20 protein-coding genes and 1 tRNA gene are annotated in these 19,933 nt (G+C 36.5%); 11 read left to right on the forward strand and 10 right to left on the reverse strand.

Translation table 11 applies throughout. The annotated features are described in order from the left end of the window. Positions 1–813, reverse strand: a complete 813-nt coding sequence (locus tag KIK00_RS01590; protein ID WP_255814826.1) for an AraC family transcriptional regulator — start codon at positions 811–813, stop codon at positions 1–3. A gap of 131 nt (positions 814–944) precedes the next feature. Here KIK00_RS01590 and KIK00_RS01595 point away from each other — a divergent pair, with 131 nt between their 5' ends. The 5 genes from KIK00_RS01595 to KIK00_RS01615 all read left to right on the forward strand — a co-directional run bounded on the left by KIK00_RS01595 (position 945) and on the right by KIK00_RS01615 (position 6,857). Beyond that, complete coding sequence (locus tag KIK00_RS01595; protein ID WP_255814827.1) at positions 945–2,267, forward strand: TolC family protein; 1,323 nt, start codon at positions 945–947, stop codon at positions 2,265–2,267. A 4-nt stretch (positions 2,268–2,271) separates the two neighbouring features. After that, complete coding sequence (locus tag KIK00_RS01600) at positions 2,272–3,336, forward strand: HlyD family secretion protein (RefSeq protein WP_255814828.1); 1,065 nt, start codon at positions 2,272–2,274, stop codon at positions 3,334–3,336. Next, the gene (locus tag KIK00_RS01605; RefSeq protein ID WP_255814829.1) at positions 3,329–4,921 is read left to right on the forward strand and encodes a beta-carotene 15,15'-monooxygenase; all 1,593 of its coding nucleotides are present in this window, start codon (positions 3,329–3,331) and stop codon (positions 4,919–4,921) included. Before KIK00_RS01600 ends, KIK00_RS01605 begins: the two co-directional genes overlap by 8 nt. 192 nt (positions 4,922–5,113) lie before the next feature. Further along, positions 5,114–6,115, forward strand: a complete 1,002-nt coding sequence (locus tag KIK00_RS01610) for a GlxA family transcriptional regulator (RefSeq protein ID WP_255814830.1) — start codon at positions 5,114–5,116, stop codon at positions 6,113–6,115. Positions 6,116–6,218: 103 nt separating this feature from the next. Then, the gene (locus tag KIK00_RS01615) at positions 6,219–6,857 is read left to right on the forward strand and encodes a DJ-1/PfpI family protein (protein WP_255814831.1); all 639 of its coding nucleotides are present in this window, start codon (positions 6,219–6,221) and stop codon (positions 6,855–6,857) included. A gap of 63 nt (positions 6,858–6,920) precedes the next feature. Here the strand turns inward: KIK00_RS01615 and KIK00_RS01620 are convergent, their stop codons facing one another. Further along, positions 6,921–7,421: a transposase gene (locus tag KIK00_RS01620; RefSeq protein WP_255814832.1), complete on the reverse strand. Its 501-nt coding sequence runs from the start codon at positions 7,419–7,421 to the stop codon at positions 6,921–6,923. A gap of 15 nt (positions 7,422–7,436) precedes the next feature. Next, a complete protein-coding gene (locus KIK00_RS01625) occupies positions 7,437–7,892 on the reverse strand; it encodes a MarR family winged helix-turn-helix transcriptional regulator (protein ID WP_255814833.1) in 456 nt (151 codons plus the stop codon). Positions 7,893–8,175: 283 nt separating this feature from the next. Between KIK00_RS01625 and KIK00_RS01630 the strand changes: the two genes are divergently transcribed. Beyond that, a tRNA-Lys gene (locus KIK00_RS01630) sits at positions 8,176–8,248 on the forward strand. A gap of 787 nt (positions 8,249–9,035) precedes the next feature. Here KIK00_RS01630 and KIK00_RS01635 read toward each other — a convergent pair. After that, on the reverse strand, positions 9,036–9,359 hold the full coding sequence (locus KIK00_RS01635; RefSeq protein WP_255814834.1) for a nuclear transport factor 2 family protein: 324 nt from the start codon (positions 9,357–9,359) through the stop codon (positions 9,036–9,038). A 21-nt stretch (positions 9,360–9,380) separates the two neighbouring features. Continuing rightward, the gene (locus KIK00_RS01640) at positions 9,381–10,172 is read right to left on the reverse strand and encodes an SDR family oxidoreductase (RefSeq protein WP_255814835.1); all 792 of its coding nucleotides are present in this window, start codon (positions 10,170–10,172) and stop codon (positions 9,381–9,383) included. A gap of 128 nt (positions 10,173–10,300) precedes the next feature. On the opposite strand from KIK00_RS01640, the gene KIK00_RS01645 reads away from it, so the two are divergent. The 3 genes from KIK00_RS01645 to KIK00_RS01655 all read left to right on the forward strand — a co-directional run bounded on the left by KIK00_RS01645 (position 10,301) and on the right by KIK00_RS01655 (position 12,011). Continuing rightward, positions 10,301–10,684 carry a helix-turn-helix domain-containing protein gene (locus KIK00_RS01645; RefSeq protein ID WP_255814836.1) on the forward strand — a complete coding sequence of 128 codons (384 nt, stop codon included), beginning with the start codon at positions 10,301–10,303 and terminating at the stop codon, positions 10,682–10,684. Positions 10,685–11,004: 320 nt separating this feature from the next. Continuing rightward, complete coding sequence (locus KIK00_RS01650) at positions 11,005–11,592, forward strand: TetR/AcrR family transcriptional regulator (protein WP_255814837.1); 588 nt, start codon at positions 11,005–11,007, stop codon at positions 11,590–11,592. A gap of 59 nt (positions 11,593–11,651) precedes the next feature. Continuing rightward, positions 11,652–12,011 (forward strand): VOC family protein, encoded by a 360-nt coding sequence (locus KIK00_RS01655; RefSeq protein WP_255814838.1) that lies wholly within the window; start codon positions 11,652–11,654, stop codon positions 12,009–12,011. Positions 12,012–12,502: 491 nt separating this feature from the next. Here the strand turns inward: KIK00_RS01655 and KIK00_RS01660 are convergent, their stop codons facing one another. The 5 genes from KIK00_RS01660 to KIK00_RS01680 form a co-directional block, all read right to left on the reverse strand. Further along, a complete protein-coding gene (locus KIK00_RS01660) occupies positions 12,503–12,748 on the reverse strand; it encodes a redox-active disulfide protein 2 (protein ID WP_255814839.1) in 246 nt (81 codons plus the stop codon). A gap of 424 nt (positions 12,749–13,172) precedes the next feature. Continuing rightward, on the reverse strand, positions 13,173–13,706 hold the full coding sequence (locus KIK00_RS01665; protein ID WP_255814840.1) for a hypothetical protein: 534 nt from the start codon (positions 13,704–13,706) through the stop codon (positions 13,173–13,175). 25 nt (positions 13,707–13,731) lie between these two features. Then, complete coding sequence (locus KIK00_RS01670; RefSeq protein WP_255814841.1) at positions 13,732–14,406, reverse strand: hypothetical protein; 675 nt, start codon at positions 14,404–14,406, stop codon at positions 13,732–13,734. Between the two features lie 29 nt (positions 14,407–14,435). Beyond that, on the reverse strand, positions 14,436–15,629 hold the full coding sequence (locus tag KIK00_RS01675) for a LicD family protein (RefSeq protein WP_255814842.1): 1,194 nt from the start codon (positions 15,627–15,629) through the stop codon (positions 14,436–14,438). Next, complete coding sequence (locus tag KIK00_RS01680) at positions 15,613–16,326, reverse strand: 2-C-methyl-D-erythritol 4-phosphate cytidylyltransferase (RefSeq protein ID WP_255814843.1); 714 nt, start codon at positions 16,324–16,326, stop codon at positions 15,613–15,615. Before KIK00_RS01680 ends, KIK00_RS01675 begins: the two co-directional genes overlap by 17 nt. A gap of 125 nt (positions 16,327–16,451) precedes the next feature. On the opposite strand from KIK00_RS01680, the gene KIK00_RS01685 reads away from it, so the two are divergent. Continuing rightward, a complete protein-coding gene (locus tag KIK00_RS01685) occupies positions 16,452–18,668 on the forward strand; it encodes a peptidase domain-containing ABC transporter (protein WP_255814844.1) in 2,217 nt (738 codons plus the stop codon). Next, positions 18,628–19,920 (forward strand): HlyD family efflux transporter periplasmic adaptor subunit, encoded by a 1,293-nt coding sequence (locus KIK00_RS01690; protein ID WP_255814845.1) that lies wholly within the window; start codon positions 18,628–18,630, stop codon positions 19,918–19,920. The genes KIK00_RS01685 and KIK00_RS01690 overlap by 41 nt, the downstream gene beginning before the upstream one ends. Positions 19,921–19,933 lie beyond the last annotated feature (13 nt).

Raw genomic sequence — 19,933 nt, forward strand, 5'->3', positions numbered from 1 at the left:
TTACCCTGTTATGCTTTGAGAAGTTTTATTACTTTTCCTCAGGTCTGAAGGCCTGGACTGGGTAAATTCACGAAAAGTATCACTAAAGGCGCTAATGGAGCTGTAGCCTACATCATCAGCAATTTCATTGATAGGTTTGTCTGTATTTAAAAGTAGCTCAATAGCTTTGATGATTCTTAACGTTTTCAGGTATTGAAGAAAAGAAATATCCATATCTGCTTTGAAAAGTCGGGACATAGAGCGTTCACTCAGTCCGAATCTGCTGCTTACATTGGCCAAAGTAAGTTTTTCCCCGATATTCCATTCCAGATAAGATACAATTCTCGTCATCTGCTTGTTGTGAGTAGCAGGAAGAATAATGGGTAACGGCTGTTGATGAGTTTTTGGCAGAATTTTTTTTAAAGCTGCCAGAAATTCAAAATTTTCGTCTTTTGCGGTAACATGTTTTTCATCCCATATTTCAGTATACTTTATCATCTGAATCAGCAGTTCCGATGCAGGATAGATTCCAAGTCTGCTGTAGAAAGGATCTGAGAAGTCATCATGAGCATAGAAATAAAGAGAACGCAGAACAGTGGCGGAGTGCCCGATCTCTAAAATATGTTCCATTCCCTGCGGAATCCAGAAAAAATGCCGGGCCGGAACCACATACGTTCTGTTGTTGATCGTAATATAGGCAATACCACCTTCTACATAACTCAGCTGTCCTTTTGTATGCTTGTGGAAAGGAATCAGTTTTTCCGATTTTTCGTGCATAACAAATACACTTTTGTCGTCTTTATCAATATCCGGAAGTGCAGCAATTAATCCCATAAAAAATATAAAATACCAATGAAAATGCAAATATAATAATTTGGCCGGAATCATGTAAAAGTTGACTATTTTAGATAAATATAATTTCCGGATTGAAGATAAATTTGCAGTGCAATAATTCAAAAATTCAAATGAAAATTTATGTCGCCGGATTGCTGATGCTGGGAGTTTCCTACACAATATCAGCTCAGACAGGCAGTCCAACAAAGGATACTCTACGGCTCTCCTTACAAGATGCATGGCAAAAAGCTGAAGAAAACAGCCGTCACATCAGAATTAATACTATCAACCTTGACATTGCTGAAGCGGAAGTAAAAGATGCGAAAAGAGAACGGCTTCCGGAAATAGAAGTTAAAGGTTCTGCCGAAAAAGCGTCCAACATTCCTATCTATGAAAACGGAATCTTTTCCAAACCGACCCAGCATGAAGTCATTCACACGCTTTACCGGGCCAGAGCAGATTTTTATCTGAACATTTATAACGGAAACAAGCTGAATCTTAAGATTAAGGAAAACCAGACCCTTCAGAAAATTAAGGATATCCAGAAAGAGCAGTCTGTTTCTGATATTCATTACAGAACGGCAGCTCTTTATCTTGAACTTCAGAAAACTTTAATTTTCAGAAACCTTATCCAGCAAGATATTGCCGATCAGAAAGCACAGCTTAAAGAAATTCAGGCCCTTTATAAAAACGGGGTCGTTTTAAAAAGTGATGTTTTAAGGATTGAGCTTGAGCTTTCAAAGCGAAAGATGGCTTTGGTGACCATAGAAAATGATATTCTCCTTGCTACACAAAAACTGAACATTATCCTGGGTATTCCTGATGAGCAGATTGTCATTCCTGAAGCACCATTTAATCAATGGAATGAAAATATTACTTACAGCGACTATTTGAAACTGGCAATGGATCACTCTTTCAGTTATCATGTCTCTGAACAACAGACAGAACTGAGTAAGATAAAGCTGAAGCAGGTAAAAGCTAATGTAAGACCTAAAATCGGGATGTATGGTGAATTTTACTATGCCAATCCGCAGATTTTTCTTTATCCCTACAATCCTTATTGGTATTCATTAGGAATAGTGGGAATTAAGGCTTCATTTTCCATTTCTTCCCTTTATCATAATACCCATAAAGTAAAAGCCGCACAGCTGGAATTTGAAAAAGAAGAGGAGGTACACAAGGATACTGAGGATAAAGTAAGACAGCAGGTGAAAGAAGCCTATCTGAGATATCAGGAAGCTCTTGAGCAGATAAAGGTAGCAGAAGCCAATGTTACCCAGGCCAAAGAGAATGCGCGCATTATTAAGAATACCTACTTCAGTCAGACTTCTCTTATTACAGAGCTGCTGGATGCAGATATACAGCTTCTTCAGACAAAATTTGAACTGGAAGCAGCAAAAATTATGGCACAGAACAATTATTATTTACTACAAAACATTACAGGCGTTTTATAATACAATGAAAAAAAAATATACTCCCACCGATAGATTAATTACAAAGATCACAGGATGGATCTCAGTTGCAATCGTTGCCGCACTTGCCGTATGGGGCGGTTTTACTCTAAAGAATTATTATACATATGAACAGACCAATGATGCACAGGTTCAGGAATATGTAAACCCTATTATTTCAAGAGCCGGAGGATTCATCGTAGCCGTGAAATTTGAAGAAAACCAGGAAGTTAAAAAAGGGGATACGCTTCTGATTATAGATAACCGTGAATATATCCTTCAGCAAAAACAGACTCAGGCAGCTCTTCAGAAAGCCCGCGCCCAGCTGAAAGTACTGGAAAGCAATACAGGTACCACAGAAAAGGAAGCCGCTGCAGCAATGGCTCAGATAGATGCCAATAAAGCAAAAGTATGGAAGCAGCAGCTTGATTATAACAGATATAAAAAACTCTATGATGAAGAATCTGCCACAAAACAGCGGCTTGAAGATGTAAAAGCAACTTTGGATGTAAATGAAAGTGATTACAAATCTTCTCAGGATAATTATGCTGCTTCGAAATCAAAAATAAATGATATTCAAGCGGAAAAAACAGTTGTACTGGCAGAAATTACAAGACTGGAAGCACTGCTGGACCGCCATAAACTGGATGTAAGCTATACCGCAGTCACTGCTGCTTATGACGGAAGAATGGGAAGAAGAACCGTTGAAGTAGGGCAGATGATTGATGCCGGAGAAACGCTGGCATTTATTGTTAATAATGAAACGGACAAATGGGTGGTTGCAAATTATAAGGAAACACAGATCAAGGATATGCATATCGGGGATCATGTGAAAATTGTAGCAGATTCTTATCCTGACAGAGAATTTAAAGGAACCATCATTTCGCTATCCCCGGCTACAGGATCAAGTTTTTCATTGCTGCCACCGGATAACTCTACCGGGAACTATGTGAAGATTGTACAGCGTATTCCTGTAAGAATAAAAGTAGATGGAGTAAGGAAAGATATTGATGTCCTGAAAGTGGGAATGAATGTGAATGTATATGCCGATAAAAGACATTCTAATGGCTAAAAGACAAATGCCGTTTTTCAAAAGATGGGCACCCGAATGGCTGATCAAGATCATTCTCTTTTCAATGACTCTTCCGGGAATCATTATATTTTTTCTTCCTTTGGCTAATGTGAATGCAGCAGCGGGATATTATGGGAGTGAACCAGCGGATATTCAGTTTTCTGTAGCACTGTTTTATGCAGGATATGTAGGATTTTACAGTCTGGAAAGAAGGTTTTTCAGCTTTCTTGCTGCAAAGGAATACTTTCTTCTGTTTACCACACTGCAGATTTTGGCCTGCCTGGTATGTTATTTAACCTGTGAAATTTATATCCTGTTTCCGGTGCGTTTCATACAGGGAATGTTATTTGCAGGAAACGTGAATCTGTCACTGACTCTTATTTTTACGAGACTGAGCAGTGAAAGAGGAAGGGAGATTAGTTTTTCAGTATTCTTTGGAATCCTGATCTGTGCTCTGCCATTTAATAATCTGATTACTGCAGATCTTATTGATTCATATAATTTTAATATTGTCTATAAAACTGCTATATTCTCTTACCTGCCCGGGCTTATTTTCCTCACCCTTGCCATGAGCAATTACAGAACTCATGCGAGATTTCATCTGTATAAACTAGATTGGCAGAGCTTTGGGCTTTTCAGTACTATACTGGTACTGATAGGATATATTACCATTTTTGGACAGGAATATTACTGGCTGGAAGATAACCGGATTCTGGGAAGTGTCATAGGGATTGTTGTTTTGGGAGGAATATCCATTTTCCGCCAGCAGGCCATTAAAAGACCTTATATTGACTTACGGATTTTTAAATACAGAAATTTTAAAATAGGGCTGCTGATCCTTTTTGTAATGTATATCTGTCGGTTTGCATCAGGAATTGTCAACAATTATTTTGCTTCAGAACTGCATTTGGATCCTTTTCATATTTCCTATATAAATATTTTTAACCTTGCAGGGTTGGTTGTTGGGGTGATTATTGCCTGTTGTATGGTATTACAAAAGAAAAATATACGGTACATCTGGGGTTCCGGATTCTTAATGCTGTTGATCTTTCATGGATTAATGTATTACTCTTTTGATGTTCAGGCTGATGAGTTTAATTATTATATTCCGTTATTTCTTCAGGGATTGGGAGTAGGATTGATTATGGTTCCGACGATTATTTTTATTATTTCCTCAGTTCCTGCTATTATTGGTCCTTCAGCTGCAGCAGCTGCTCTGGCAGTCCGATACCTGGGATTCTGCATCAGTATAGCGCTGATCAATTTTTTTGAATTGTTTGAAAAAAGCCGCCATTATAATGCTTTTCAAGATCATTTAAGTGTTGTGGATCCGGCAGTCAAAAATTTTCTTCATTATCAGACCGCTAAACTTATTTCCAGAGGAATGCCTGAGGACAAGGCGGTAAAAGCTGCCAATAAGCTGCTGGTAGGAAGAATGAATGTTCAGGATCATGTCCGTTTTGCTATGGATTATTATGAAATAATGGTGTGGCTTCTTGCGGTTTCGCTGTTATTAATTTTTCTTTTTCCCTATTTGAACCGTACGGCTCTTTATTTGAAATCCCGAAGACTGTCGCCAGCTTAGGTGAAGTTTTTAATATTTTGAAAGTATAGCTTGTTAAGCTAATTTTATAGTAGAGTGCTGAGACTGTCTTCACAAGGCAGTCTCTTTTGTTATGGCAGAAAAAAATAAAAACATTTTGGCCGGAACTGCATGTTTTTTGTCATTGCAGACAAGGAACTTTCTCTCTACATTTGTACTCATACAGAACGAGATATGAAGAAAGAAGTGCAAAATACCGGGAAGAAAAACATAGTGCTTTTGGCATTACCACAGGTACAGCTGCTTGATATTGCCGGACCGTGGGATGTTTTTACATCAGCAAACCGTTTTTTGAACAGCGAAAAACAGAATTCCGGTTATCATGTTCATTTGGTATCCGGCACATCAGAAAAGATAATATATTCTGGTTCTGGAATGCCGTTATCATGCAGTTATACCATTTATGATATTGACTTTCCTATAGATACTTTACTCGTTGCTGGTACTAGTTTGAGTATGCTGGATGAGATTAGTCCCGATGTTTATCATTATCTTCAAAATATAACACCAGAAGTAAGACGGATGGGATCAGTATGTGTGGGAGCATTTGTACTTGCCAAAGCAGGTCTGCTGGATGGCCGACAAGTGACTACCCATTGGAAATTTGCAGATACATTGCAGAAATCCTACCCAAAGCTGGAGGTGAATGTCAATCCTTTTTTTATTCGTGATAAACCTATCTATACTTCAGGAGGTGTTTCGTCAGGAATGGATCTTGCATTGGCTCTTTTGGAAGAAGACTTTGGAAAACCTTTGGCCACAGAAGTTGCCCGGCATCTTGTTTTGCCTTTAAAAAGATCCGGAATACAATCGCAGTTTGGAGATGCACTGCCGGAATATGAAGTAATGTCTCCTTTTACAAAAGAAGTTCGGGATCTGTTGAAAGATAAGCTGGCAGAAACTATAACAATAGAATACATTGCAGAATTCCTGAACATGAGTGTTCGTAATTTTTCAAGAGTATTTGTAAAAGAATCAGGAATGACTCCCGGCAGATTTCTTGAAAAAATGAGACTGGATCAGGCTAAAAATATGCTGGAATATACTGAGATGAGTGTTGATATGATTGCCAATAAATCTGGATTTAGCAGCTCAGTTTCGCTTCGCAGAGTATTCCTTAAAAATATTTCCCTTTCTCCGGCACAATACCGGAAAGCATTCAAGACTACAGATTAATTTTTTTTTCTTACTGATTTAAAATGAAACTGATCATCATCAATGGTTGGCAGGAAAAACCTATGCCTTTATCTCAAATAACAATCTTAAAAATAATAGAATTATGAAAGACGTACAAAACAGTGAAACAATGAATGTAGCATTTTTAGTTTATGATCAGGTGGAAGTACTTGATTTAAGCGGCCCTTTGGATGTTTTTGTTAAAGCCAATGTCATACAACCCAATAGTTATTATTGCTTTACAGTCGGAAAAACAAAAGAAGCCATAAATACAGAAGCGAATACAATGATTGTTATTCCTACATATGACTTACAGACGTGTCCAAAGCCAGATATGATTGTCATTCCCGGAGCAAATCCTGATCAGATTATGAAATGTATTCAGGATAAAGATTTCCGCGAAACTGTACTGGAATGGATTAAAAATCATTATGATACCGGAACTGTTGTATTTACAGTATGCACGGGAAGTATGCTGCTATCCGGGACAGGTATGCTTGCAGGCCATGATATCACAACTCATAGTATGCTTCTAGATGTTTTAGAACAGCACAATCCGGAAGCCAATGTAATCCGGAATGTACGTTATATTGACCAGGAACAGCTGATAACTACTGCAGGAATTACAGCCGGAATTGATGCTGCTCTTTATATGATTGGAAAACGTCTTGGTCAGGAAACCGTGGATACCATTATTAAACTTTTTGAATACCAGAATGGTAAAGCTGATATTTCAATTTAATTAATTTGATTTTAAAATTTTCGCCGGCTTTTACAGCCGGCGAAAATAATTTTTAGAAAGTAATTAATCATGGAAACTGAATAGTTTAATACAAAGAGGAATAAGGCCGATTGAAACGGCAATATAAATAGCTACCCGAATATAATTAAGGGTTTTCCAAAGCAAGATTCTAGATATTATTTCTTCTGAAATAGAAGAAGATACCAGGTTTTGAAATTGTATAATGTTTGGCGCGAAAAATGTTAATGTCCAGACTCTTACAGCTGCATGAATGATGAATAAAGCTAAAAGCCAGTTCCTTACCGGATCAACTTTCCAGCAAAAAATAATGGCAAGAATGAAGGCGATTTCGTGAAGGGAATGAAGGATGATCCAAAAAATCTTCAGACTTGTTCCTTTTCCATCCTGAAGTATCTTAAAGGTTTCGGGTGGGGAAGAAGCCCATTTAGGCACAAATATAAGAGTTTCGAAAATCTGTGCACCATTCATAAGGAAGTAAAGCAATGTTGTAATACAAAGCCATATTTCTGCCCGGGCAATTGAAGTGACGGTTAAATTTTCCATGAGTTTATTATGGTTTTATGGGTTGTTTAAGTGATCTGCTGTTTCTTTCATGAGGATGGTTGCTTCCCTGAAATACCGCTCAATAGATTCTATTTCCTTTTGAGAAAAAGTAGCAATGAGGCTAAGCGTTTTTTGCTGTAGCTCATCGAAAATAGGTCCCAATAATTTCATACTGTTCTCAACATTTGGAATAATGATTACTTTTCTTCGATCCTCCCGGATAAATTGTCTCTTAAGAAGGTTCTTTTTTTCCAGACGGTCTATCAACCCTGTCACAGCGCCGGTAGTAAGACCTGTTAATTTTGATATTTCACCGGCTGTAATAGATTCATACTGCAAAATAAGTCCCAGATACTTGTGATCAGCACTGGAAAGTCCTGCCTTTCTGGCAATAGCTTCGTGCATAAAAATAGAAGCATCGGAGTACGCTCTGCTGGATTCGCGAAAATGCGTTATAGTATTTTTAGTCATTAATTTAATTATTTTATAATTATCTTAGTTGCTAAGATAATATTTGTTTTTGATCTAGTCAAATATTTTTATGGCCAAAAAAACTGTTTCATTGGCAAATCCCATTATTCCTAAGATTTTTATTGGAAAAAAATAATTAACGTAATTAATTTATAAACAGTTGTTTGACTTTTTAGCTGTAAATTTTATTGCAAAAAAGCATGGAAAAATTTGGAATTAAAGACTGTTTTTCTATCTTTGCAGTCCCTTAAACAAAGGGATTTACTTAAAAAAGTAAGTGGCCGACTCGGTAGCTCAGCTGGTAGAGCAATACACTTTTAATGTATGGGTCCTGGGTTCGAATCCCAGCCGGGTCACTTGTTGGGACAAATCTAAAAAAGATAGATTTGTCCCATTTTTTTGCTCTTTAATTCGTTAGTATTCTGATAGATAAGATGGATAGCTGAGTTTAATCTTGGAGTTCGATGTTGATTGCCATCAAATTCTAAATATTCGGGGAACATCGAACTTATTATTTGTCTCTTTTCTTCTGTATTGCCCTTCTGATAGCGTATGTCAAGATTTGCAATCTTTTTTAGCCCAGACTTAAATAGGTCTTTGATTTCGGTGTTTACAGAAGATAAATTATTCAGTCTTACTTCTAATTGTTCAATTTTTTCAGTGGTATATTTTTTTAGAAAAATATACTCATCAGCTTCAATATCACCATCAATCTTTTGGATAAGAGCTTTCCTCTTGCGATTGTTTAATTCTGCAATTTGATTTAATATATTTGTTCTTTCTGCGTTTTGAGTTTTCGTTTAGGAATGTGTGGAAGGCGGAGAAAGGGAAGAGCAGGAAGAGAGGGAGGGGATGTGAAAGCCTTTGTGAGAAGGCTTTTGCTTTCGGGGACAAAAGTATGTATTTAAAATAGTGGTTTAAATCAACTATTAAAGTTTCACCTTTTTTATTCACGGCCTTCAGGGAGTTGTCAATTTTAAATAAGGGTGGTATTTTGAGATTTTACATATCTCTGCGCAATACTTGCTGAATGTTTGGAGTATTTTATAAATACAAATATTTAAAATTTCAAAAAACAATAAAAATCACTTCCGAGAATGGTTTGCCCGTTATTCAAAAAAAACGGCTAAACTTAGCCGTTTTTTAATCAGTTACTTTCAAATGTTGTATTTGTCCGTCAACAATTTCGAAATGAAATTTTAATATAATTGGACTCCCAGGAAATGTACCTGAACACTCTGCAGATAAGACACTTGAACTGCCATTTTCTTCATAACTGACAGGCGTCATAACCGATTTGTAACGCTCGTTGGAATCTGCTATCCAATGCTCTATTTCTTTTCTTCCATTGTGTGTTTTTCCTTCATCAAAAACAACAGCTGTATCAGAAAAACAATTTGCGTAGGCAACGCTATTAAAATCGTTCTGAGCTTTTACTAATTCTGTGATTACTTTTGGTAAATTCATATTTTATTTTTTTTAAGATTATTAAATTGTTGGTACTGTGCCACCATCGATTACGAATTCAGTTCCTGATAAATAGCCGGCTCTTGGTGATACAAGAAAACTAACTAATTCAGCTACTTCTTTTGGTTCGGCAGGTCTACCGAAAGGTATTCCACCTAATGCATCTATTACACTTTGTTGCGCTTCTTCTACAGTACTGTTTGCGTTTCTTGCAATTTCGCCCAGCCAGGCTTCAGATGCTGTCGTATTGATCCAGCCTGGCGAAACAGTCAGAACCCGAACACCTTTAGGGGTAACTTCGTTTGATAAACTTTTACTATAGTTTCTCAAAGCTGCTTTTGCAGCTGCATAAGGCAAAGTTGAATCGTACAAAGGGAGTTTACCCTGGATGGAAGCAATGTGAATGATAACACCACTTTTCCTATCGATCATTTGTGGTAAAAAACCTCTGTCCAGTCGAACAGGAGCAAGCAAATTAGCTTGTAGAGTTGATTCCCAATCTTTATCTGTTAATGTAGTAAAGCCGCCGGCGGGTGTTGATGATCCACCAAGGTTATTTACAAGAATATCCAGCCTTCCATAAGTAGACAATACTTCGCTGATTACTTTTTGTGTTCCTTCTGCCTTGCTCAGGTCGGAGGCAATAAAATGCAGATTGCTGTTTTCTTTTTCAGGTGCATTTCTAGCAGAAATGATAACTGTTGCGCCAGCTTGTAGCAACCTTTCTGCAATTGCTTTTCCTGCTCCTTTTGTACCTCCTGTTACCAATGCAATCTTGCCTGATAACTCATTGTTGAAATTAAATTGTTCCATTTTTTAGAATTATTTATAGGACAAAATTGGGGTATAAAAACAGTTTGCACAAGTACGGAATTACGATTCATATAGGGATAAATTATTCCCCTATTGCACTAATCGGAACATACGTTTAATTTTGCAATATGTATGAGAGAAAAATAATACCGAACTTAAATTGCGGTCTTGATCTGATCGGTGAAGTACTGTATGGTAAATGGAAAATACGTTTGCTTTGGTTTATTGATCAGGGGCATAAAAGACCAAGTGAATTACAGCGTAAGATACCGGATGCAACACGACGGGTTTTAAACATTCAGTTAAAGGAATTGGAAGATCACGAATTGGTTACAAAGAAAATTTATCCGGTCGTGCCTCCAAAAGTAGAGTACAGCTTAACTGAGTTTGGTAAAAGTTTGATTCCTGTAATAAGTATTTTAGGTCAATGGGCAGATCAACATGAGGATCGGCTAAGAACGTTGATTTTAAAAAGAATTCAAGGTTCTGCTGATCTAGAAAATTTCAGCTAAATTAATCTCACAAAACGATCAGCCATGTAAGACAATAACACCCAAAAAAAGGGAATATTATTGCGATCACTGCGGTGGTCCCGGAAAATAGAATAACTTATATTATTAGTTAAGCTGTAGGTACTTCAGGGTAGGCTCATTTTTTTTAAATCTTTTTTAACCAAAGATGCCTAAATATGTAAGTAACATGTAGACAAAATTGTTTTAATTCTTGCATGGTAGTGAGCTTCTTCTGTCTGCTGGTTAAACAATCCAGCTGCATATATTAGAAAAAGTGTTAATTTTTTTTAATCGAATGATTATTCGATTATATTTGCAGAGTGAGATTAAAAGATGACAAAAAGGAATTGATCATTCGGCAGGAAGCCATAAAGATGATCGTCGAAAGTGGCTTTGATGGATTTAGTATGCAGAAACTGGCAAAAAAGGCTGCTATTTCTCCATCTACCATTTATGTTTACTTTAAAAGCCGTGAAGATCTGGTAAATCAGCTCTATATTGATGTGCATAACAGATTTGAAAAGGAAGCATTGATAGGGTTTGATGCTCATCTGAAATTTGAAGAAGGATTGTGGCTTCAATGGAAAAACCGACTTGAAAATATTTTACGAAATCCTTTGGAATACCGTTTCCATGAACAATTTAGGAATTCTCCACTGATCAATATGAATGGAATGCAGCAAACTGTTTTCAGGAAAATAATGAATGATTTTGTTAAAAATGCAGTGATACGTAAAGAGATACCGGATTTACCAATTGAGGTGTTTTGGACTGTCGCTTATGGACCTTTTTATACACTCATCAAATTCCATCTTGATAAAGCTACAATGTCCGGTAAACCATTTTCATTGACTGTCCAAAATTTACGTCAAACTTTCGAGCTGGTAGCAAAAGCATTGCGCTTATAAAAATTTTAAATTTTAATCGAATGAATGTTCGATAATATATAACCTTTTAAATTGATATTATGACAATTAATCACTTAAACCTCGTCGTTACCGATGTTAGTAAATCGGTTCTTTTTTTTGAGAAATATTTTGAATTCACTTGTGAGCTTATAAAAGGAGAGCACATAATTGCTATATTAAGTAATAAAGAAAATTTTACACTCGTTCTAATGAACAGTAAAAATGAAGATACCACATATCCAAAAGACTTCCATATAGGTTTTATTTTAGATGATCTAAAAGCGGTCGATGATCTGCATCAAAAATTGATTAAAGGTGGTATAGCAATAAGCCAGTCGCCTAGAAAAATCCGGAACAGTTATGCTTTCTACTTCTGGTTCGAAAATATATTTATTGAAGTAGGACATTACCTTTCCTAGATTTGCAAGATTTTAGAAGTTGGGATTGAATATTTTTTAATTATTTCCTTGTATAATCACTTCGGAAGAAAGCACCCTTTCAATTGCGACATAAGCTTTTTCATTACTTGCAAATTCGGCTATTGTAGGAATTGTTCTTTGAGCGGTTTTGGGGTTTGAATAAAAATTTAGCTGAACAGCCTACACTTACTTCACTATTCTGAAAAATTATTCCATTCATATTTTTAGCACATCATATGAAGATGGAAAGGTCTGGAATGAATTATAGTTAATGATATCCCTTAATATATAGTTGGTTTTGGAGGGAGAGATGGGCAGCTTGGATATGTTAAAAATCATCATTTTGCTCCGGTCGAAGATCAAGATGAGCTGGTTAAAGCTGTTAGTACGAGCATTTTAGAAGTCTTAATGATGAATGGCGGATCTGGACACTTCATTGACCACTAGTCATCAGGCTTCGGGGATAAATGCACTGAACCTGACTTTTATCTTTATAAATTTCTATTTGCCTTCTCTTTTTTTAACTGGTTCCAGTTATTGATATTCAGAATTAGGATCGGAACCAGAGCGATAGGAATTACGCTCATAGCACTAAATCCCCGTTTGAATGTTAAGAATATATTACTCAGAAATAATAAGAGGATTGCAATGCCCAGTATGATAGTAATAATTTTAATTTTCTTTTCATTACTGATGAGTTCTTCATTTGTGTATTCGCTTACTGCTCTGTTTTTCATGATGTTGTTTCGATGGTTTTACAGGTTATAATTTTGTTGTAGAGATTTGTAAAAAGGATATCTCGTTTATAAAGATATAAATTATTTAAATATATGGGATAAAATCCGGTTCTTTATGTTGATGGGAGCTTGTTCCATTTGATGTTACATAGAACGTGGGAGCATTAATAACATCAAAACGTTAATCGTTTCAAATAACACAGATTCGAGTAACTAAGGTTTTTTTTGTATACATCATACGATACACTCTCACTGCAATTTGTAAACGTCTGGAGGTCACGAAGTCTTTTATGTATGAGGGAAAACCAATCTACGAGAATCTCCTGCAAAATAGATTAATGTTATAGGCGGAATGAATCATTAAAAAAGGCTGTCCAAAGACAGCCTAATAAAACAAAAAGAATGTGAGTTAATAGTTGTAGTTCTAACTTTTCACCCTTATTCCAAGACCAAATTTTGGATTGCTTGTCTTTTGACCTTTTGCATCATGATAATAAATTTGATACGTTTCAAAAACAGCTTTCTCCTTTGGAATTTTTGCATATGCATTATCTCCGTCGTTATTCACCAGCTTCAGAAAATCATATGCTTTGATTGATTGAGCAGAGTCAAATGTCTGCTTATCAACAGTAGGCTTCTGAAGAATATAGTGAACAACAGTATTGCCTTTTAAAAATAACAGCATTGCTGTATTATCACTCTCCCAACTGTAGTCGTAGCTTTGTGGAATTTTAATGCTGAGCGCTTGCTCGGTCATTTCTTTAGGGTTTATTGCCATTTGTACGACTAATGTATCCCAGTCGAAACAGTTTACTTCATCTCGAACGTTTATTATTTCTCCTACCTTATTATTGGTATTAATTTTAGGAGAAAGTTTTTGTTCAAGCCTTGTTAAGCATTCCGTATTGGTTTGTGCATGGCAGGAAAATGTAAGAGATGCTAATAGTATTAGAATCAAAAAATTTAGCCTTTTTATTCTCATTTTATGGATGGGTTTGTATTTGTCCGCTTGCTACTGCTGCATTAAAGTCATTGATAAACTGCTGCATGTTGTTATCAGGATTTCCGTGCTGGGAAAACCAATTGAACCCCCAATCATTATTATGCAGATCCATTGTATTATCGTTTCCTGGATTTACGGTTTCATGAAGAGTGTGAAATTCTTTAGCCTTATCCAGCCCGATATCTGCGGCATCCATTGCTGACCACATCGCATGTCTTAATGCATCATAGACGTTGTCAACCTGTCCTTTTCCATATTGAGCTGCTAAGGCTGCGTTATGTCGCATCTTATCACGATCTGCTCCTGATGTATTCAAAAATAGCCACAGGACTTCCCTGGCTGTAGGGGTTTCTAAAATTCCATCTGCCTCACTTGGATTACTACCATCTGGATCACCACCTCCATCGGGAGGAAACGGGTCATCACCATCACCCCCATAAGGAGGATCATCGTCATCCCAGGTTGGAGGGTTGCCATCATCGTTCCCGCCCGGATCATTTCCTCCGCCATCATCTCCTCCAGGAACAGTAATAATGACTTCCGGAATTTCATGTTCGCTCTGTCCGCCTTCAAGACCTCCCTTGAATGCATACAATTCATTTTCTGTCAACAGTTCCAATGTACTGTTGAGCTCGAGTACTTTCGAGTTTCTCATGTATTTAAATTTTAAAAAGGTTATTAGTTTTAGTTAATAAGACGGCCTTTGCCGTCAGTCTGGATAGGGGCAATAATACTATCAATGCAGTTTTCTTTTTTGCGGTGAGACCATGAGAAAACTTTAATGTATTTGTCCCAGTTTTTATACATTTTTTGTAGAATTGATTCATGATTATGGGGAACAAGGATAGGGGCCTTATACAGTTCATAAGCCTTTCCCGGAAAGTAATCAGTAGTTAGTATCTCATAGCCGTCTGAAGTCATATATGAACTTTCCTCTTTGTGAAAAAGCAGCCAGATGTCCACAAATGGAAATGTGTAATCATAACCTTCCTTGTATTCTCCATCTTTATAGAAAAACTTGTAATATTCAGATCCTGTTTTATGCCAGATACGCTTTGTATATCTGATGATATTGTCATTTTCCACTGCACGCAGTAGGAGCTGAATTTCATTCTCATCCATGCATAAGTCTAAATCATCATCCCATGGCATAATATCATCATGTCTTATGATCCCCAGAAGCGTTCCTGCATGAGCAAAAAGACTCAAATCAAGTTCCTTTGCTTTTTCTCCCAGGTATTTGAGTATTTCTACTGCCTGTTCTTTATGTCTTTCTTCCCATAGATTAATCTTCTTTATTTTCTCAATAAAAAACGATCCTCTGCTTTTATAGATTGGGCAGTTTTCCTCATCATATTCAAACCAGCCGGTGTCAACCACAAGGGTCTTTAAAGAGTTGTTAAAGGAACACTCCAGTATTTCTTCATCTATTGGCTGTTTAATACTTTTTAAGCAGTCCATTGATGTGATTTTTTCTCCATTGATAACGTAAATATAACTGCCCCAATAATAGCCCAGTCTGCTGGGGAATATTTCGTTCCTGGGGATGGTATCCTCTTGCAATTTATTGTATGGAATGATTAAATCCCACTCATTTGGAAGTGAACTGATGTCTTTACACAGTTCTTCGTATGTATGCTTAAGTTTAACATCATTCTCAATAATAATGCAGGGTATTGTTATGTCATTTTTTAAAATATATTCCCAAATAAAAATGTGGGCAGCGTAATTCTGAATGTCTGTCGGAGACATTTCAAACCCATATTTATCTTTATGGAAATTTTGATCATTGGGTAATTCCGTTATATTGGAACTGATTTCAACTGTCTCATTGCCGGCAGTGGAGTACACGGCTCCTTCTTTAATTTGAAATATCATGTATTAGTTTTGTTTTTTGTAAGGCTTTTGCAGTAAGGTAATCGATGGGAAGTGTTATTTTTATATTTTCCTCATTGCCTTCAATAAGTTTTATAGTATGTCCGTAAAACTCAACCACTGTAGCATCATCAAAAAAAGTTGATTGATAGGGCATCTGATAAGCTCTTTTTATAATTTCAGACTTGAAGACCTGGGGTGTTTGAACAACTTTAAAATCGCTGCGGTTCATGCTCCGGTTATTTTCACCATCTGTCATTCTTATGGTAGGAACCATGGCGACAACGGGAATAACAGCATCATGTTTAATTACTTCTGAGAAAGCACTCTCAATGACCGTTTCACTTACGAATGGTCTGACACCATCGTGAATTCCGATATAGCATTCATGATCGGTAATGGTGTCAATTGCATTCTTTACGGAGTGAAACCTTTCCCTGCCTCCGATGACAATTTTAATGGGCTTGAGATAATAGTATTTCTGGCATAAATCATCCCAAATTTCCAAATGAGAGTTATTAAGAACCAGGATTATGTCAAAAATAAGAGTGGGGTGGCTTAAAAAGGTATCGATGGTATGGATGAGAATTGGTTTACCATCAAGGGGAAGGAACTGTTTTGCGTTTTCAGCACCCATTCTGTTACCCTCACCAGCCGCCACAATTATAATGTATTTCTTCGTTCTCATCAATCGTTTCATTTAACTGATGTCAAAACTAGAACATAAAAATTGCACGGGTGTGAATGGATTGTGAACATTCTATTAATTGTTGAATTATGGTTTTTTTTATATTCTTAGAGGTTATTATTTTGCAAAAAAAACTAATGATCAAAAGCTTTCCGCACGAAAGGCAGTATGATAAGATGGATTGTGGTCCAACATGTCTGAAGATAATAGCCAAACATTACGGAAGATATTATTCGTTACAATTTCTGAGGGATTTATGCAGCATAACAAAAGAGGGGGTCTCTCTGGCTGACCTTATATATGCCTGCGAAAAAATCGGAATCAAGTCTCACGCAGTACGTTGTACTTTTCAGGAATTAAATTCACAGGTTCATCTACCCGCGATTCTTCACTGGGGTGAAAGTCATTTTGTTGTTATCTATCGAATTAAGGGAGATAAGATTTATATATCGGATCCGGCAAGGGGGAAAGTTGTTTACAGGCTGGATGAATTTCAAAGCAAATGGAAAAAAAACAATGAAAAGGGGATTGCCCTTTTGATTGAACCTGCCCATAATTTTAAAACTGTCCATATTGAAGAAGTCATTGAGCAGAAGAATACACTGTTCGATTTCCTCAGGTATTTTTCAAACTACAAAAAAATACTGTTTTTATTACTTGTAGTAATGACTATAATTACGGGATTGAATTTATTTCTGCCGTTTATCTCAAGGTCTGTAATTGATATTGGGGTGAACAAAAGGGATTTACAGTTTATTAAGATGATCCTGATCGCTAATCTGGCGCTTATTATCTGTTCTTTTTTCTCAACGATTATAAGGGACTGGATCATCCTGCAGGTTTCAAACAGAGTAAGTGTTAATATTATTTCAGATTATTTATCAAAGCTGTTAAAACTGCCTTTCAGTTTTTTTGAGAACAAACATCCTGGAGATATCCTGCAGCGAGCCCATGACCATGAAAGAATAAGAAGTTTTATCATGGGAAATTCTTTGAATATTATTTTTTCCCTTTTATCATTTTCTGCTTTCATTTTTGTTCTTGTTATTTACAGCATCCCCGTTTTCCTTATTTTCATCGCGGGTACTGCAATTTATCTTACCTATATCTTTCTTTTTTTTAAAGCCAGAAAACAGGTTGATATGAATTATTTTGCTTTAATGGGTAAGGACCAGGGATTCTGGATTGAAACGATTAATAATATTCAGGAAATTAAGATCAATAACTATGAAGTTTCCAGAAAACTGAAATGGGACGAAATACAGGCCAAAATTTTTAAACAGAATCTGCAGATGCAGTCCATTACGAACAGGCAGAACGTGGGAGCGCAGGTTATTGATAATCTTAAAAATGTATCAATTACTTTTTACTGTGCAGTGCTGGTGATTAATGCTAAAATGACTCTTGGAGAGCTTTTGTCCATTCAAATGATACTGGGAATGTTGAATGGTCCCATTCAGCAACTGGTTCAGTTTTTTCTGGGTTTCCAGATGGCGAAATTAAGCTTTAGCCGAATTCGCGAGATCAAAAGTTTGCCCGAAGAAGATAATTATGAAAATAACAGCTTTACGCTGCCTTCCTCGGGAACCTTAAAGTTTTCAAACGTGTACTTTCAGTATTCTGCCCGCCAGCCATACGTATTACAGAATCTAAACTTTGTCGTCCCCGAAGGAAAGACTACTGCTTTTGTGGGGGACAGCGGTAGTGGCAAATCTACAGTACTAAAGCTTTTACTGCGATTGTACGAGCCTTCTGCCGGTGATATTACAGTGGGTGAGATGAATTATAAGAATATAAGTATTTCTAACTGGAGAGATCAGTGTGGAAGTGTTTTCCAGAACGGTAAGATATTTAATGATACCGTATTAAATAATATTGTCCTCAACACAGGTACTATTGATTATAAACTGCTAAAAGATGTCGTTGCGATTGCCAACATGACGCAAGAGATTGAGAACATGCCTTTGGGATACAAAACTAAAATTGGGGAAAACGGACGGGGAATAAGCGGTGGACAAAAGCAGAGAATCCTTATAGCAAGAGCTTTATACCGAAATCCGAAATATATTTTTCTGGACGAGGCGACCAATGCACTTGACTCAATCAATGAAAAAAATATTGTTCATTCCCTTTCCGGGGTATTCGTTAATAAAACGGTTGTAATTGTTGCTCATCGTTTAAGTACCATTATGAACGCAGATCAGATTATCGTAATGAAAGACGGTAGGATTATAGAAAGAGGAAACCACATGACTCTTATGAATCAAAAGGGACATTATTATAAGCTTTTTGAAAGTCAAATAAATGTTTTAAATGGAGCCGAGAAATTACATACAGAGACCACCACAGCATAATTCGGAAGAAATTACTTTTCTAGTTTCACGAATACCGAGTAATATCAGTATACGGATTTTTGCTCTGATCAGTTTACTTTTATTAGTACTTATCATAGCCTTATTTGCGATAAAATATCCAGATTCTTATAAAGGATCTGTTACGATCGTGGCCGATAATCCATCCATATCTCTTGTGGCCAATCATCAGGGTCCGGTAGTTATTTTGAAAAAAGATCACGATGCTGTTAATAAAGGAGATATTGTAGCTTATATTGAAAATGAAGCATCTTTTCAGGAAATGTTAGCGTTGGAAAAGACAATGCTAAATTTTAATGCGGATACAGATTTTGCCTCATTTTACCACTCACTTCCCAAAATTGTTCATGTTGGAGAAATCAATAACAACTATTTTACTTTCCTTAATGCCTTACAGCAATATGTCCTTTTTTCCAAGAACGACCTTTATGACAAACAGCAAAAGCTATTAGACAATCTTGCAAGTAAACAGGAGAAGCAGCTGCACCTACAGAAAGACAGGGTTAAACTGATCAACAAGAATGACAAATTGGGGTATAATAAGCTTACAAGAGATTCCCTGCTTAGGGATGCCCAGATAATTAGCCAGCAGCAATTTGAAGATACAGAGCAAAACTATCTCAGCGCGCTACAATATAATAATACGACTAAACAGGAGATTCATAAACTGGACCAGGAAATTCTGAGTACAAAAAATAAAAGTACAGAGGCACGGATTCTGAAAACGGAAAAAGAAGAAAAACTTATCTCCGATTTGTACAATAGCTATAATGACCTTATTAATAAAATCAGGGCTTGGAAAAGGGCTTTTTTGATTATTGCTCCTGTTGGTGGAAAGGTGCAATTTTTAAGTTTTCTGAAAAATAATCAATATATAAATCATCAGGATCCCATCTTTGCGATTGTTCCAGCATCCAATAAAGTCAATGGCCAGATGCTTATCTCAGATTTTGGATTGGGTAAAATTAAACAAAGCCAGGATGTACTGATAAGACTCAACAATTTTCCTCATGAAGAATACGGAGTCATAAAAGCAAAGGTGATAAAAGTTTCATTTTTGGGAAATACTGTCAAAACGGTAAACGGTGATGAAAAGAAGTATATGGTAGACTTGGCGATCACAGCTGCGGGCGATACGATTCTTTCGGATGGAGTAGTTGGAGAAGGAGAGATTTTGACTGATAACAAAAGACTTTATGAAAGGGTTCTGGAAAAAGTTATTCTGAACTTCTAAAAATAATGATAAA

The organism is Chryseobacterium sp. MA9 (assembly GCF_024399315.1).
In the GTDB taxonomy this organism is placed as follows: Bacteria; Bacteroidota; Bacteroidia; order Flavobacteriales; family Weeksellaceae; genus Chryseobacterium.

Excerpts from the sequence above, each read along its gene's own strand:
- KIK00_RS01590 (WP_255814826.1), bottom strand. The coding sequence starts at position 813 with ATGGGATTAATTGCTGCACTTCCGGATATTGATAAAGACGACAAAAGT.
- KIK00_RS01595 (WP_255814827.1), top strand. The coding sequence starts at position 945 with ATGAAAATTTATGTCGCCGGATTGCTGATGCTGGGAGTTTCCTACACA.
- KIK00_RS01600 (WP_255814828.1), top strand. The coding sequence starts at position 2,272 with ATGAAAAAAAAATATACTCCCACCGATAGATTAATTACAAAGATCACA.
- KIK00_RS01605 (WP_255814829.1), top strand. The coding sequence starts at position 3,329 with ATGGCTAAAAGACAAATGCCGTTTTTCAAAAGATGGGCACCCGAATGG.
- KIK00_RS01610 (WP_255814830.1), top strand. The coding sequence starts at position 5,114 with ATGAAGAAAGAAGTGCAAAATACCGGGAAGAAAAACATAGTGCTTTTG.
- KIK00_RS01615 (WP_255814831.1), top strand. The coding sequence starts at position 6,219 with ATGAAAGACGTACAAAACAGTGAAACAATGAATGTAGCATTTTTAGTT.
- KIK00_RS01620 (WP_255814832.1), bottom strand. The coding sequence starts at position 7,421 with ATGGAAAATTTAACCGTCACTTCAATTGCCCGGGCAGAAATATGGCTT.
- KIK00_RS01625 (WP_255814833.1), bottom strand. The coding sequence starts at position 7,892 with ATGACTAAAAATACTATAACGCATTTTCGCGAATCCAGCAGAGCGTAC.
- KIK00_RS01635 (WP_255814834.1), bottom strand. The coding sequence starts at position 9,359 with ATGAATTTACCAAAAGTAATCACAGAATTAGTAAAAGCTCAGAACGAT.
- KIK00_RS01640 (WP_255814835.1), bottom strand. The coding sequence starts at position 10,172 with ATGGAACAATTTAATTTCAACAATGAGTTATCAGGCAAGATTGCATTG.
- KIK00_RS01645 (WP_255814836.1), top strand. The coding sequence starts at position 10,301 with ATGTATGAGAGAAAAATAATACCGAACTTAAATTGCGGTCTTGATCTG.
- KIK00_RS01655 (WP_255814838.1), top strand. The coding sequence starts at position 11,652 with ATGACAATTAATCACTTAAACCTCGTCGTTACCGATGTTAGTAAATCG.
- KIK00_RS01660 (WP_255814839.1), bottom strand. The coding sequence starts at position 12,748 with ATGAAAAACAGAGCAGTAAGCGAATACACAAATGAAGAACTCATCAGT.
- KIK00_RS01670 (WP_255814841.1), bottom strand. The coding sequence starts at position 14,406 with ATGAGAAACTCGAAAGTACTCGAGCTCAACAGTACATTGGAACTGTTG.
- KIK00_RS01675 (WP_255814842.1), bottom strand. The coding sequence starts at position 15,629 with ATGATATTTCAAATTAAAGAAGGAGCCGTGTACTCCACTGCCGGCAAT.
- KIK00_RS01680 (WP_255814843.1), bottom strand. The coding sequence starts at position 16,326 with ATGAAACGATTGATGAGAACGAAGAAATACATTATAATTGTGGCGGCT.
- KIK00_RS01685 (WP_255814844.1), top strand. The coding sequence starts at position 16,452 with ATGATCAAAAGCTTTCCGCACGAAAGGCAGTATGATAAGATGGATTGT.
- KIK00_RS01690 (WP_255814845.1), top strand. The coding sequence starts at position 18,628 with ATGGAGCCGAGAAATTACATACAGAGACCACCACAGCATAATTCGGAA.